This is a genomic window from Mesobacillus sp. ABV4_180 (assembly GCF_056158485.1).
Map to the genome: position 1 here is coordinate 2,395,680 of NZ_JBSWTJ010000001.1, position 15,170 is coordinate 2,410,849.

The window sequence follows — 15,170 nt, forward strand, 5'->3', positions numbered from 1 at the left end:
ACATTAATTAACTAGGTGAAATTCAGTTTTGCTTCCTCTTTGCGTTGAGATGACCTCAAGCCTTGCATCGATCCTCTCCTTAAGCTCAGGAACATGGGATATGATGCCCACTAGACGGCCGCTGCTCTGAATATCGATCAGCGCTTCAATTGCCTGATCCAATGACTCTGGATCAAGTGTTCCAAAGCCTTCATCTATGAACATCGTTTCGAGTGAAACACCGCCAGAATAGTTCTGGACAACATCAGCAAGTCCAAGCGCAAGTGACAATGCGGCCTTGAAACTCTCACCTCCGGAGAGTGTTTTAACATGTCTTTCCTGTCCTGTATACGCATCCAGGACGAGCAGTTCCAAGCCGCTCTGCACATTCCCTTTGGAACGGTCCGTTTTCCTTACTAGTCTGTATCTTCCGCTTGTCATCTTATTTAGCCTAACGTTGGCTTCGGAGAGAATATCATCGAGGAAAGCAGCCAGTACAAAGCGCTCGAATGTAATTCGGTAAGTATTCTGTCCTTTTGAGATTTCATATAAATGGCCGACTAAGCGATATTTTTCTTCTAAGGCTTTCATTTGCTCGTTTAATGATTCGACCTGTTCCAAAATCAATTGATTGTCCCGTTTCTTGAGGTTAAGATCCTGGAATATCTCGTCAGATTCTTTTATCTTACTGTTTAACTCAGTGAAATCAGTTTGAAGTGCTTCCATGTCCGGCTTTTTGACATCCCTTAGTATATCAGAAAGCTCAACGAACCGATCCGTTACAGACCTTACTTCCTCTCGATAATTTCTGATCTGGGTTTCTAAGTGCTGCATACCACTTTCCGGCATTTTAGCTTGATGGTATTGCTGATAATTTTCAAAACCTTGAGCCATCATATTATTCTTGAAAATATCCCGTTCCGCTGCTAATTTTGATTCTGTCTCTTTCAAATGCTTATCAGTTTCTTCAGCTCGCGCTTTTTCTGATCCAAGCTGTTCCTTTGCTGCCTGATAATTTTTGCGGGCTTGCTCCAGCTCATGTTCAAGCTGCTGCTGCAGTCTGATGGCAGTTTTCAGCTTCGAATCAAACACTTGCAGAGAACGTAATTCTTCCGGAATCTTTTCCGTCATTCTCGCGAGGGTCGTCTTCTTCTCAGTATATTGGACCATCCGATTCTGATAGTCTGCATCAATGACTTTCAATTGCTGTTGAAGCTTTTCTTTCTCGTCTTCTAATCTCTTGTTTTCTGCTTTGATAGTATCCAAAGCCTTTAATTTCAACGAGAGATGATGCTGCTGTTTCTGCAGTTTCTCAGCTTCACTTTCAATCAGAAGGATGATATCAGGTAAACGCTCCACCTTGAAATCGGGCCTGAACCTGGCAATTTCAGCAATCATATCTTCCCCTTTTTCGACTAATGACTTTAAAATTGCCTCGGCTTCGATATATGACTTTTCGGCTGAGGATTTTTCCTTTTCAAGAACGGATGCCTGATCTCTCGCAGCCTTTAAGTCTGCTTCGGTTGGGATAAAACCATCACTACCCAATGCTGGTTGAGGGTGGTGCTCCGATCCACATACCGGGCATTGGGAACCTTCTATTAATGCCGCCGAAAGTACAGCCGCCTGTGAATGAAGCCATTTCTGCTCCAGATCCTCAACGGCCGCTTTTCCATCATTCAGCCTTAATACTGCCTGTTCGAACAAACCTCTACGATATTCCAGAGCAGAAAGTCCCTGTTCCATTTTTTGATTATGAGACCCCAGCTTATTGAGCTTGTCCAGTTCAGAAATCTGCTTTTCTAATATACGTTCATTTTCAAGAAACGTAAGCTGGGCTTTTTCAGCCTCCTCTTTTTCAGCCTGCAGCATTTTTAGGCGTTCTACCGTGGTATTGAGTGTAGTTTCAGCTTTCTCTCGGTGCTGGCTCGTGGCTTCCAGAGACTGCTTCATTTCCTTGACAATAGCATCGATGCTGGCATATATCTGCACATCATCTTTGATATGTTCAAGTCTGCTTACTAGATCGGATGCCGCTTTTCGTTCATGGTCTCGTTCTATTTGTTTTTGGTGTTCTTGTTCTGTATGATTCAGCTTTTCAGTTAACTGTTGAATGCGTTCAGTAATTGCTGTAAATTGATTGGTTAGTGCATCACAATCTGCTTTAAGGCGATGGCAAAGCTGTTCCTGTGCATCAAGCAATGCGGCTTTTTTTGCAAGTTCTGCTTCTTTTTCTTTTTCTGTGAAAAGTTCTTTCTGTGATTCAAGCTTCTCCTTTTTGACTTGAAGATCTTCTAAAGTCTGGATCTGTTTTAAGGTAGATTCCGCTTCGAACAAACGCTGCTGCAGTTTATCACGATCATGCTGCAGCTTTTCCCGTACAGTATTAAGAAGTTCCAGCTTCGATGCCATTGCCTTAATTTCATCTTTTAAAAGAGGTAGAATCAGGACATCATTCACACTGCCTGCTCCGACATATTCCTTTAATTCCTCAGTTTCAGTCACCTTAATGCTTCTAAGAGCTGCATTCCTTTTTTCGACCTGGTCTTCAACGGATTTTTTCAGCACGGTTGCTTCTTCTTTTAGCTTTTCCTCGACAAGTTTATAGATTTCCGTATGGAAGAGTCTTTGAAGGATGACTTCCTTCTCCTTGCTTTCTGAGGTCAGCAGCTTGCGGAACTCACCCTGGGGAATCATCAGGATTTGCTTGAATTGATTGCTGTCAATTATCATGATTTCCTTGATTTTTTCATCAACTTCGCGGACATTTGATGCAAGCAGCTGGTGTTCCCCTTGTTCATCAAATGAATAAAGTTCTGCCTTTGCACCTACAGTGGTCGTACCATCCCCACTCTTCTTTTTCCTCTCTTGCTGTGGAGATCTGGTAATGCGGTATGTTTTTTGACGTAATGAAAATTCAAGTGTAACTTCTGTCAATAGATCATCTTCAGCAAATTGGCTGCGCAAATCAGTGCCATTTCGGTCTTCACCGCTTGCTTTTCCATATATCGCGTAGCTGATTCCGTCAAATATGGTTGTCTTCCCGGAACCTGTTTTCCCTGATATAACGAACATTGTCCTGTTTTCCAACTGGCTGAAATCAATTGTTTCCGTTCCAGCGTACGGTCCAAAAGCCTGCATGGTCAGTTTCAGAGGTTTCATTTTTGCGCCTCCTCTTTCAAGACTTTTCCAATCACTTCTGTCATTAAGCTGCGTTTTTCCACGGAGAATTCGCTTGTAGTCATCTCCCGATAAAATTGTTCAAAAAGCTCCAACTCTGACTTTTTCTCTTCTCTTATAGAAGTGAACTTTTGTTTATGCTTTTGGTCAATCGATTCTATTTTACGTTCAAGATGCAGAACATTAGGGAAGACCTGCCGCAGCTTGCCCATTGGATCAATCATTGCACCATCATCAAGCAAAGTAATCTTCAAATAGTCATTCGTGTTTTCCTTTTCATAGAAAGATGGATCCATAAGCTGTTCAAGATGGCCTTCAATTTCGCGCATATCCTGTTTCGGCTTTAACGTCCTGTAGCGCATTTCAAAACTTCCATTTTCATTCATTTCGACAATTGAAATCGATTTTCTCTGTTTTGCCTCTGAGAAAGAATATTTTAGCAGAGATCCGGAGTATTTAACTTTGTCATGCTTAATTGCATCAGGACTGTGTAAATGTCCCAGCGCTGTATAAGAGAATGGCTCAAACAGGTCCTGGGTAACACAGCCTGAACCACCGACTGACAGTGTTCGTTCTGAATCACTGGACTCACCGCCAAGTACAAAGGCATGTCCCACAAAAACATTCGCCTCATTAAGGTTCATGTTTTCCTCGATTTTGCCGATTACCGCCTTCATCGCATCCTGATGGGAATGGATCGTCGAGTCATCTAGCAAGTGGCGGACAACGCCCGGTTCAGCATAAGGAATAAGGTGGAAATTGACCCCATTAATATGTACAGGCTGAAATTGATCCGTCAACTTACCAGTAAGGTAAAAATGATTATGGCGATACCATGAACTTCCGAATGAAAGTCTTTCCGCGCTGTCATGATTTCCTGCAATCGCAACAATTGGTGTATTGAGTTCGACATTGATCCTGAACAGTACCTCATCCAGAAGCTCGACCGCATCAGTTGGCGGAACAGATCTGTCATAAAGGTCCCCGGCGATCACCACTGCATCAGGCTGCTCCTCTGCAACGAGTTCTACAAATTGATTCAGAACCTCACGCTGGTCATCCGTCATATACATCCCGTGAACAAGCTTTCCGAGATGCCAATCCGCTGTATGGATAAATTTCATGCCAATCCCCCCTGATTTTTTTATATAAATAGAATTTAGCTCTTTTCACAATGTTACTATTATATCAGACTCGAAATTTTAATGGTCATTCAAAAAAAGGAAACCTTTCTGGAACATCTGTTCTAATTTTATCATGCACGCAATTTTGTTTCTACCTATTTTTTCCTTTTTCTTGGTGCCATAGTGGAAACCAATAATAAACACATTAAAATTTGACTTTTCACAGCCGTTCTTAAACAATTGAATTAACGAATAAGCGATAAAGCAGGGATAATTATGAAACAAAAAACAGAAGCATTGTATCAATACCTTGTTGACAATGCGACTAATTTCACTGAGGATTGGGTAAAACGTCAGCGGATCATGAAGGGATCGGATTACTCTGCCGATGCACCTCCAGAAGTGATGATGAGGGTGAAAGAACAAAATTCACAATATGTACGGTTTGTGGCAAAATCACTTTTACAAACAGAGGAAGAGATGAAGGAAACGATTTCTGCATGGACTAGCCAAACTGCAGCGGACAGGATCAAGTCAAATACGAAATTGACTGAGGTTGCCTGGAATTCCGGAGTGTTTCGTCGTGTTTATTGGGAGTATATCCAAAACTTCGTAAAACAGACAGATATGGACATTTCACTTGACGATGTTTTCACATGGGAGAGAAAACTTAATTATACACTTGATTATGTCTTCGAAACCTTTGCTATCGTTTTCATGGAAATCCTCATGAACAGGCTAGCCTCACAGGCATCCTTAATCAGAGAATTGAGCGCACCGGTTATCTCTTTAACTAAAGAAATCGGTTTGCTGCCATTGATTGGAGAAATTGACACTACCAGGGCGAAGGGTTTGATGGAATCTACTTTGGCCCAGAGCATTGATGCAGGGATTAACAGGCTGATTCTGGATCTATCAGGTGTTGTGATGGTAGACACAATGGTGGCGCATCAAATCTTCAAATTGATGGATGCCTTGAAACTGCTGGGTGTAAATACTATAGTCACCGGAATCAGACCAGAGGTTGCGCAAACAGCAGTTCAGCTTGGCATTGATTTTTCAAATATTACAACAGAGGGTAATCTGCAAAACGTCATAAGAAAAATCATTCAACGTTAAAAGCCTGCCGGTCCTCTGGCAGGCTTTCCTGTAGTTAAGTTTATGATGAGCAACCCCCGCCGCAGCTCGAACAGCTGCTCGAGCAACTGCTGCTGGAGCAGCCGTGGTTTCCTGGCCCATCATGCGAATCATTAACCCCTCCTGAACCACAAAAAACTGCGCTGCAGCCAGAGGTTCCCTGAGCATGGTTGGCATATGCATATTCTTTTGCGTAAACCCAGTAATCGTCAAAGTAATAGAATGAATAAAACACCATTACAAGACTCAATCCTGATAAGTCTCCAAACCTGGCAGGTCTTTCGAATGTTCCCTTCCTATTAACAGCATGGATTTCTTGAGCTTTTCTAAGCTGTGACCTTAACTTGCCAATTAAATAAGCAACCAGTTCTTTATTTTCTTCGTTCACTTTAAAATATCGGTTTTTAAGCTGTTCATCACTTAATGAATCGATTGTTTGCAGTACTTGCAAATCCATTGGATATAAAAAGAAATCTCCCCATGCCTGCCATGAATATTCCGTTACCTCGAACAGCTGGGAAAAGATCCAATCAAAGAATGCACGCTCCTGAGGTGCAGGCTCTGGCTGAAGATTCGGAGTATGATGCAGCATTTTCCCAAGATATTTTTCAGAGAAAGTTTCATATTGCTTCGTAAACATCAGCATTTCATGCCAGATCTCATCAACCTTGCTGCTGAACATCGGAGTATTAGGCATAATTGAATTGAGAACAAAATATCTTTTCAACTCAAACAACCGCCACTCAAATTCATCTTCCGTAACTTCTGGGTGATCGCTTAAAAAACGGATTTTGACCTGATTGATATACTCATATGAAAGAGCGGTATCCAATTTCTTCAGGATAGTCTGTGCAGGTACATCTTCAAGCAAGCCTAAATTGTCTGGGATATTTTCCTTTAGCAAAATCTTTTTTCTGCTTTGCTTATTTGTAAAATAAGCTGCCGCAAAAAGAATCGCTGCACCCGCAGCAACCGTTATGAAGACACCCATGTCATGCACCTCACCTTATGGATTTGTTGTTAGAGATTATACGTTTAAGAAACTGGAAAGGTTTCAAAATTTCCCATTAAAAAAGCTCAGCGATCAGGCTGAGCTTGAATTACAATTATCTTATTTTAGTAAAGTTAGCAGCTTGCGGTCAGCGTCCCTTCAGCCACTTCGTCGAATGATATGATTACTCACTTGCTTCAATCAAGTTGAAACGGATGTGGAATGTTGTACCCTGACCTACCTTGCTCTTGATTTCTACCCTTCCTTTCATTGCCCTGATAATACTGAAGGTAACCATCATGCCCAGGCCAGTGCCTTGTTGTCCTTTTGTTGTGTAATAAGGTTCACCAAGCCGGTTGATTTGTTCTTCGGTCATGCCGATGCCTGTATCTCTGACCAGGATGTGTACGATATTTCCTGTCAAAAAAGTTTGGATCGTAAGCTCACCACCGTCTGGCATGGCCTCCAAGCCATTTTTGACCAGGTTGATGAATCCTTGCTGAAATTTTGAGCGATCACCTAAGATGAGGAGACCAGATGTATATTTTCTTTTAATTTCTACAGTGTTTAGGTTGGCCAAAGGGTTCAAGACATTAAGGACATGATTCAATTCCTTTTCTACATTAATATCTTCAACCTTCTCAAAGGCTGGTCTTGCAAATGTTAGATAATTATTTATGACTTCTTCAGCCCGATCCAATTCCTGTACTGCAATTTTTATGAAATCCTGTTTTTTTTCCTCAGGATAGGATTGCTCGCCCAACAATTGTAAAAATCCTTTAACCGTTGTCAATGGGTTTCGAATTTCATGCGAAATAGCCGCGCTAAGGTGGCTGACGGCTTCAATTTTATCTGCCTTTGCCAATCTTTGACGAATGAACACAGTTTGGCGGATCGTTTCAATCGAGTAACTTATCAAACCTGATGTTAATGCAGGAATCATGATAAAACTGAACCATGCTTCAGGGTGTTTGATGGGTTCATTGAATACCGCAACAAGTTCTATTAGTATAAAGGAAGTCATAACAGTTAAAATAACGGATACACCTACTCTTTGGTTCAAGGAAAGCCGGTGAAACCAGGGGTTGATCCATTTGAGAAAAATGGCAAGGACGAGAAAAACTCCCACAGAAACCCAGAAACCATCGTTTATACCTAAAAATCCACGCATCAAAAGAGTTATTCCTGCAAGCAGGAAACTGTGCCCTGTATAGAGACTGCCGAGGATCATCGGTACCTGACGCAAGTCAAACCTAATACCATTCTGTACTTGTATAGAGAAAATATAACAGGTGAAAATCGATAACATAAAGTAAATCAATTGCAGCCTTTCCCTGCTATTTTCCTTTGCCTGTCTTTCGATGACCAGCTGGGTAAAAAACAGCAACACCAGCAAAAGCGAAAGATTCATTAATAAATGCTTAGTAATTTCCACTGCAACACCACCATACGTATTCATTAAGATACTAATATAATCCAGTTGACATCGCAAATTTTACCTATCCAGGATCTAATTATTGTTTTATATTGGAAATAGGGTTCACAAACAGGAGGTGATCAACTTGTTGTTATGGATCATAACCATATTGCTGCTCTTCGTTCTTATCGATGTTTACCGATTACATAAGAAAATTGATGAACTGAATCATTTTGTAAAACCGATAACTCCCCCGACTGATGAAGAAATTGAAATGCTGCTTGAATCCGAGAGAACGCGCAATGATTAAGAAAACGCTTCCTTATGTATTGGTTATCTTTGTTCTTTTATTTATTTTTTCACTGGATCGAGTACAAAACAAGGCAATTGACAAAGCTAAAGTTGATGACATCTCCTCTTCAAAGCTTCTGCAGCCTAAGATTAAGATAGACGGAAAAGATGTTCTGTTTAAATCCGGTGATTTTGCCTGGGTAAAACAAGGTACAGGTCACGTCATCGACGAAGATGAACCGCCTCTCCTGTTTCATGATCTTCTGCCAATTAGCGTGAAACCTTTGAGTACGATGAAAATCAGCTTTCCTGTAGGAACCAAGATTGATAATATTGAAGTTTATCAGTCGTTAGGTGGTTTAGAAAAGGGAAACCTTTCATTTAATCCAGTATCTGAAAACAGTTACACTTTTAATAACGTTGCAGGATTGAATACTGTTATCATTCAGGCTTTCAGCAACGGACAGGAGTATCATTTTACATTCCCTATGATCATTGAGGAAGTGATATCTTATCAATCGGAGCTTGCCGAAGAGATAGGATTTCTATCTATTCTTGAGCTATATAAACCTGGGGATCAGCAGGAAAATTGGGCACTGCAGCAAATAAATAATAACTATGTGCACAAAGCCCATTCGATCAAGGTTGAAACGGTAGAAGAAGCTCAACAACTTTTTCCTGACCTTACTATCGAAACACTGCCTTATTATGCGATTTTCAACCATGAAACATTGCTTTATCATGCAAATAATCACGATGACTTTTTTACACTATTGAAAGTGGCAGTACCCTAAGTAAGGATGGCTCAATAGCCATCCTATCGTTTTTTTACTGTTAAATTGTAGTGGATTTCAATAATGTAACCTATTGGCACACCACTTTAACCTTTCCTACTATACCAAACTATGTGCAGATATTAAATACAAAAAGCAGCCCTCTTAAGAAAGCTGCACCATGTCAACTCAATTTCTTTTCTAATTCCTCGCGGGTGATCTCGATTTTCCCGGGTAAAACAAACAGGTATTGTATCATGTCTTCCAACAAGTCCATAATCAGCTCTGCCATTTCATCATCAAGTTCGGTCTCAAGCTCCAGCATCCTGTGGAGAGCCCCATCAGGTGCCATCAAAGGACTTAATGAAGTTACAGGCTGGACTAAATCTATGTTCTCTGGAAGGCTTTCAAACTGTTCTTGAAGAGACATGCTCCTGCTTTTTTCAGCTAAAAAGTGCTTAAGTATATTCTCAATCACACGCTTAGCCAATACAGCTGTCGCAGCATTTTCTTTGGAGTGATGTACATTGACAGCCGATTTATATGCCCTGATCAATTCATCAGGTATTTTTGGGAGCTGCTCAATCTGGTTAAGCGGGTGTGTGGTCGTCATCGGGTCGTAAATGTATACATCTGGATGAACATCCTTTTCCATAATGATCATGACAAATGCCGCACTTTGTTTGCAAGCTGGGCAGGTGCTTTCAGTCAAAAGTCCGTGCTTGCTGGTTTGATACGTTGATTTTAGGACAAATTCAACTTTTTTTCGGCATTCTGGACAGATACATTTAACACTTTTGGGTACTTTCAAGTGTCCGAATTGGCTATAGGCTGTTATGGATCCCGGATAGATCCTCCTCATATATCATCCTCCTTTTCTCTAGAAACTGGCATTAGCTATGCTGGCTAAATCATAGTTTTCTTCATTTTTCAATAATTATCCTCCTTCATATATAACCCTAAAACTGGAAAGAAAAACTCTTGTTTATGCCATTTGCTTTGATGGGTGTAGTTTACCTTCAGCGTGGGACGTTAATTTATCCCTTTAATAGTATTGCCGGGGCACTCCATGATTTTCCATTTGCTGCTCCAGAATCCTTGATATTTTGTTCAACGAAGATAGCGTTGAGATATCATGTTCTAGCAAAGGGATAGCAAATTGTTTTTGTTGATCGAAGGTCTTTGCAATCTCGTTTAAGTATAATTTTTCATTCTCTCTCCTCTGTTCCATGAAGCGGCCGTCTGCTTCCGGCGGAATCACTTTATTAATAACAATGGACCGGACATGGATTCCATGCTGTTTCAGTGTATCGACCGCCTTAGCAGTTTCAAGTATTGGCAGCCGCTCTGCATTAAGGACAAATAAGTATTCCGTTTGATTTTCATCCAGTAATATTTCCCTCACACGTTTGAAACGATTTTTTCGTTCATTCAGAGTTTCGTATATTGGATCCTCCGTTATTTCCCCATCGTTCATCCACTGCGCATAATTCTCGTTCGTTTTTTTCCTTCGTTCAAGAAGCCCGTCCATCCATACTCCCATTAGTTCCGGAAGCATTAAAAGCCGGATTGTATGTCCGGTTGGTGCAGTGTCAAAAACGATCGCGTCATAATTTTTCTTCTCCTCAAGAATTAACGAGGTTATCCTGTCAAACAAAGCGGCTTCCTCAGCACCTGGAGAAGAAGCTGCCAGTTCAATCTGCCTATTGACTTCATCAATCATCGTGGCCTTAACGAGTCCTTTCAGATTGCCTTTCACACCAGTTATGTAGTTTTTCGATTCTTGTTCTGAATCAATCTCAAGTACATCAAGAGTTTCAGCTACTTTTACTATTTTTCCGCCTCTGAAATCTCCATGAAACAAGTCACCAGCATTATGGGCAGGGTCAGTAGAGACTAGAAGTACCCTCTTTTCCTTTTGCGATAGTAAAAGCGCCAAGGCAGCAGATGTGGTACTCTTTCCTACGCCCCCCTTACCTCCAATAAAATGAATCTTCCTGTCCATTTCTGCACCTCCTAGCAGCATCGTATTCCATCAAGCGGTGATTTTTCCATACCGGCCCGCAGATGCCATTCGTGGAAACGTTCAATCATGACGGGATAAAGCTCGAGAGTATAGTAAAATGCGGGATTAGGCAATCCAAGCATTTCTGAAAAACAAAGCAACATGAACAGGTCTTCTTCATCCCTTAATTCACGGGCAATCTCAGTCTTGTGTGGATGCCTTAGAATTTCATCATATACACTAATAGCACGCTTAAATTGTTCGATGAATCTCACTTTGCGTTCCTCCTCTTAAATGACAAGAGAGACCGGTTTCCCGGCCTCTGACTTCATTACATTTCCTTACTTAAAGGCGGCGGATTATTCCTGCTGAAAGCGGAAATTGCTTCAACGATAATCCAGAAGACAAAGATAAGGATCAGTCCTCCGATTCCGAAAAGGAGCATATTCAATTCGCTGCTTCCATATCCGGACCACTGGAACACAACCTGCTGAATCATTGCCCAAAGGGTCATGAAGAATACAAACACCATTGGGATAAATGTTACAAGATAGTTTCGGCCCTGGCGCTTAAGCCAGATGGATATAAGCATCAAGCTGACTCCGGCCAAAAGCTGGTTGCTTGTTCCGAACAATGGCCATAGCAGATATCCGCCTGAACCAAACCCATTTGGTCCTTTAGGCAAAAGTACAAGAGCTGCACTGGATACTACTGCTACTGTTGTTGCTACATGCGTTTTCGTCAATGCCTTGACATTGTATTCGCTTCCAATTTCAGCAATGATGTAACGCATTAATCTTACGGAAGTATCTAATGTCGTAGCTGCAAAGCTGACAACGATGATTGAAACGATCGTCCTGGCAATATCGGCAGGAATCCAAATACCTGTCGCAAGCAGTGCCGCACCATTGATGAAGTTTCCAAGGCCTCCCGCACTGGCAGCTGCAAAGCTGGAATACGCTGCAGAAAAATCTGCCTTCGTCGCAAACACGGTCACTACTGCAATGATGGCAATTAGTGCAAGGATTCCTTCTCCTACCGCACCTAAATAACCAACAAACCTCGCATCGGTTTCTTTCTCGAGTTGCTTTGATGAAGTACCTGAAGAAACAAGTCCATGGAAACCTGAAATCGCACCGCAGGCAATGGTGATGAATAAGAGCGGGAACCAGGAGACGTCTGTTGCTGCAGCATTCATGGCTGGTGCAGTCACCTTTGGCTGCAGGAAAATCAGTCCTGCGTACAAAATGAACAATCCAACTACCAACTGATGCGAATTTATATAGTCACGCGGCTGTAAAAGTTTCCAAACAGGCAATGTTGAAGCAATGTAACAGTAAACCATCAGGACTACAATCCAAATAAAGAATGCCATCGATACGCCGTTCAAGCCAAACATGACAGTATTTTCGGCACCGCCAAAATATTTAACCAAATCAATTTGCAATGCAGGTACTCGGCTGGAAAGGATCGCAGCACCATACATTACTGCAAGAGCAATTAATGAAGGAACAAGCATTCCCTTTTTCTTTTTGTAAACTGCATATCCAATCCAGATTGCGAGTGGAATCTGAAGGAATACAGAAAGGACACTTGCCGGGAATTTCACAAATAAGTTTGCAATGACCCAGGCAAAAACGGCGTTAACCATCAAGACCAAGATTAAAATAATGAATAAGAACATGATTTTGGCGCGCTTGCCAATCAATTTGTTCGTAATTGTTCCAACTGACTGTCCCTTATTCCTTACTGAAAGGACAAGAGTACCAAAGTCGTGTACACCTGCGGCAAATACAGTTCCCAGTGTCACCCATAGAAAGGCAGGAAGCCATCCCCAATAAACAGCGATTGCCGGTCCCACTATCGGTGCTGCTCCGGCAACGGAAGTAAAATGATGTCCCCATAGAATCATTTTTTTCGTCGGGACAAAATCCACCCCATCTGAATACTGATGTGCCGGTGTGACGTAATTGGGATCCAGCCGGTAAATCTTCTCCGCTACCCATTTTGAATAAAATCTGTAGCCAATCGCAAAGACACTCATTCCGATAATAGCTAACCATAAAGAATTCATTACATGTATACCCTCCTTTTTATATTAGCTGGTACTACAACTTTATAATAAAAACTTATTATTAGATTAGTCAATTAATTCTGACTACTTTCATTAAAATCCCATTTTTATACAGAGATTCCGTATCACTTACTAAAAAAGTTTCCCAACTGTATAAATCGACAAAACACGACCTTATTGTTGAAATCTTCAGAATAATAATATATAAATATGATAATCTACTAATATTTAGTAGCTAGAATCCCATTTTAGGAGGAGTTCATTTGAAAAAGAAAGTCGTTTCCTTAAGTTTAACAGCAAGTCTTGCAATCAGCGGTTTGGTAGCAGCATCAGGTTTTGCTGCCCCATCAGCAGATGCTAAAACTAAAAATTTTACGAAAAGCCATGGCACTCCAGAATTTGTTGCGGGTAAATTGACAAACCCATCAGCGAAGGCGGCTAAAGATGTAATTCTTGATTATCTTAAAGGTTCAAAAGGAAAATACAATCTTGGCGCCAACGATTCTTTCGTTGTAAAATCTCAGGAAGCAGATGACCTTGGCGGGGACGTTGTCCGCCTTCAGCAAGTGTATAATGGTGTTACTGTTTGGGGATCTACTCTGGTTGCTAAGGTTGATGAAGCAGGAGTTCTTCAAGTATTAAGTGGTACTGTCAGCAAAGAGCTTAGCAGCAAGCTTGTAAAAGCAGCGAACAAGAAATCTCAAAAAGATGCGATTGCCTTAGCTGAAGCTGAATTAGGCTTTAAACCAGCTTATGAACAAACGCCTTCTGCAGAGTTAGTCGTGTACCCAACAGCTGATAAAGCTGTATACGCATACCATGTTACTTTGAACTTTTTAAGCCCTGAACCAGGCAATTATCAATATTTCATAAATGCAGAAACAGGCGATATCATCAATAAATACAATGCAATCGACACAGCAGGTAAAACAAACCCATCTCTGGCTGGTACAAATACTGTAGGATCTGGTGTAGGTGTACTTGGTGATACGAAAACTTTGAACACCCTTCTATCAAGCGGAGCTTATTACTTACAAGATAATACTCGCGGCAATGGCGTATTTACCTATGATGCGCAAAACCGCCAGAGAACTCCAGGTACCCTTTGGAAAGATGCTGACAATCTCTTAAATGCAACGTATGATGGTGCAGCGGTTGACGCTCATTACTATGCAGGTCTGACATATGACTACTACAAAAACGTCTTTAACCGCAATTCATATGACAATAATGGTGCAGCGTTGAAATCAACTGTACATTATGGAAGAAATTACAACAACGCGTTCTGGAATGGACAGCAAATGGTTTATGGCGATGGCGATGGTGCTACATTCATCCCTCTTTCAGGAAGCCTTGATGTTGTTGCTCACGAGCTTACCCACGCGGTAACAGATTTCAGTTCAGACCTTGTTTACCAGTATGAATCAGGAGCATTGAACGAAGCGATTTCTGATATCTTCGGAACACTTGCCGAATTCCATGATAATAACAACCCTGATTTTGAAATCGGTGAAGACATCTATACACCTAACAAAGCTGGTGATGCCCTTCGTTCAATGAGCGATCCGACTAAATACGGCGATCCTGACCACTATTCTGTTCGATATACAGGAACTTCCGACAATGGCGGCGTTCACATTAACAGCGGAATCATCAATAAAGCTGCGTACCTTCTGAGCCAGGGCGGAACACATTATGGAGTGACGGTCCCAGGAATCGGCAATGAAAAAATGGGTGCAATTTTCTACCGTGCAAACACAGTGTATTTTACATCTTCTACGAACTTTAGCCAGGCAAGAGCAGGATTGGTACAAGCCGCTAAAGACTTGTATGGGGCAACTTCTGCAGAAGCAACAGCAGTAGGCAAAGCATTTGATGCTGTAGGTGTAAATTAATAGTTTCCGATTTTAGAAGGGTGGCTCTATTAGGGAATGGAGCCACCCTTCTATTTCTGTACCATCCATTTTCTTAAGTCTATACTGCTGCTTAATTTGAACTTTATTCCTTTAATAAAGTGATTGACATATCCAACAATCACATGTAATATTTAGAGAAATTTAATTTTTTGAAAATTTAATATTTCTTATCAAGAGAAGCTGAGGGTTCTGGCCCTGAGAAGCTTCAGCAACCTTCAACCATTTGTTGAAAAGGTGCTAATTCCAGCAAGTTTTCTAACTTGGCAGATAAGAAGAATGGCTA

The 15,170-nt window shown here is 41.3% G+C and carries 12 protein-coding genes and 1 riboswitch; of the genes, 4 read left to right on the forward strand and 8 right to left on the reverse strand.

What is annotated here, in order from left to right; genetic code table 11:
- Nucleotides 1-3: 3 nt before the first annotated feature.
- Both ACXAEA_RS12240 and ACXAEA_RS12245 read right to left on the reverse strand, forming a co-directional pair.
- A complete protein-coding gene (locus tag ACXAEA_RS12240) occupies nucleotides 4-3,141 on the reverse strand; it encodes an AAA family ATPase (RefSeq protein WP_475096159.1) in 3,138 nt (1,045 codons plus the stop codon).
- Nucleotides 3,138-4,283: an exonuclease SbcCD subunit D gene (locus tag ACXAEA_RS12245; protein WP_475096160.1), complete on the reverse strand. Its 1,146-nt coding sequence runs from the start codon at nucleotides 4,281-4,283 to the stop codon at nucleotides 3,138-3,140. Before ACXAEA_RS12245 ends, ACXAEA_RS12240 begins: the two co-directional genes overlap by 4 nt.
- Nucleotides 4,284-4,559: 276 nt before the next feature.
- Here ACXAEA_RS12245 and ACXAEA_RS12250 point away from each other — a divergent pair, with 276 nt between their 5' ends.
- Complete coding sequence (locus ACXAEA_RS12250) at nucleotides 4,560-5,402, forward strand: STAS domain-containing protein (RefSeq protein ID WP_475096161.1); 843 nt, start codon at nucleotides 4,560-4,562, stop codon at nucleotides 5,400-5,402.
- A gap of 40 nt (nucleotides 5,403-5,442) precedes the next feature.
- On the opposite strand, the gene ACXAEA_RS12255 is transcribed toward ACXAEA_RS12250, so the two are convergent.
- Nucleotides 5,443-6,411, reverse strand: a complete 969-nt coding sequence (locus tag ACXAEA_RS12255; RefSeq protein WP_475096162.1) for a glycine-rich domain-containing protein — start codon at nucleotides 6,409-6,411, stop codon at nucleotides 5,443-5,445.
- Nucleotides 6,412-6,595: 184 nt separating this feature from the next.
- Nucleotides 6,596-7,846 (reverse strand): ATP-binding protein, encoded by a 1,251-nt coding sequence (locus tag ACXAEA_RS12260; protein ID WP_475096163.1) that lies wholly within the window; start codon nucleotides 7,844-7,846, stop codon nucleotides 6,596-6,598.
- A 127-nt stretch (nucleotides 7,847-7,973) separates the two neighbouring features.
- Here ACXAEA_RS12260 and ACXAEA_RS12265 point away from each other — a divergent pair, with 127 nt between their 5' ends.
- Nucleotides 7,974-8,138 carry a hypothetical protein gene (locus tag ACXAEA_RS12265; protein ID WP_475096164.1) on the forward strand — a complete coding sequence of 55 codons (165 nt, stop codon included), beginning with the start codon at nucleotides 7,974-7,976 and terminating at the stop codon, nucleotides 8,136-8,138.
- Nucleotides 8,131-8,913, forward strand: coding sequence for a hypothetical protein (locus ACXAEA_RS12270; RefSeq protein ID WP_475096165.1), 783 nt, complete (start codon nucleotides 8,131-8,133; stop codon nucleotides 8,911-8,913). Before ACXAEA_RS12265 ends, ACXAEA_RS12270 begins: the two co-directional genes overlap by 8 nt.
- Nucleotides 8,914-9,076: 163 nt before the next feature.
- Here ACXAEA_RS12270 and ACXAEA_RS12275 read toward each other — a convergent pair whose 3' ends face one another.
- The 4 genes from ACXAEA_RS12275 to ACXAEA_RS12290 all read right to left on the reverse strand — a co-directional run bounded on the left by ACXAEA_RS12275 (nucleotide 9,077) and on the right by ACXAEA_RS12290 (nucleotide 12,971).
- Nucleotides 9,077-9,754, reverse strand: a complete 678-nt coding sequence (locus ACXAEA_RS12275) for a hypothetical protein (RefSeq protein ID WP_475096166.1) — start codon at nucleotides 9,752-9,754, stop codon at nucleotides 9,077-9,079.
- Nucleotides 9,755-9,937: 183 nt separating this feature from the next.
- On the reverse strand, nucleotides 9,938-10,897 hold the full coding sequence (locus ACXAEA_RS12280; RefSeq protein WP_475096167.1) for an ArsA family ATPase: 960 nt from the start codon (nucleotides 10,895-10,897) through the stop codon (nucleotides 9,938-9,940).
- An 11-nt stretch (nucleotides 10,898-10,908) separates the two neighbouring features.
- On the reverse strand, nucleotides 10,909-11,172 hold the full coding sequence (locus ACXAEA_RS12285) for a cory-CC-star protein (protein WP_475096168.1): 264 nt from the start codon (nucleotides 11,170-11,172) through the stop codon (nucleotides 10,909-10,911).
- Between the two features lie 56 nt (nucleotides 11,173-11,228).
- A complete protein-coding gene (locus ACXAEA_RS12290; protein ID WP_475096169.1) occupies nucleotides 11,229-12,971 on the reverse strand; it encodes a carbon starvation CstA family protein in 1,743 nt (580 codons plus the stop codon).
- Between the two features lie 263 nt (nucleotides 12,972-13,234).
- Between ACXAEA_RS12290 and ACXAEA_RS12295 the strand changes: the two genes are divergently transcribed.
- Nucleotides 13,235-14,866, forward strand: a complete 1,632-nt coding sequence (locus ACXAEA_RS12295; RefSeq protein WP_475096170.1) for a M4 family metallopeptidase — start codon at nucleotides 13,235-13,237, stop codon at nucleotides 14,864-14,866.
- Nucleotides 14,867-15,051: 185 nt separating this feature from the next.
- Nucleotides 15,052-15,161, forward strand: a riboswitch (SAM riboswitch).
- Nucleotides 15,162-15,170: the final 9 nt, after the last annotated feature.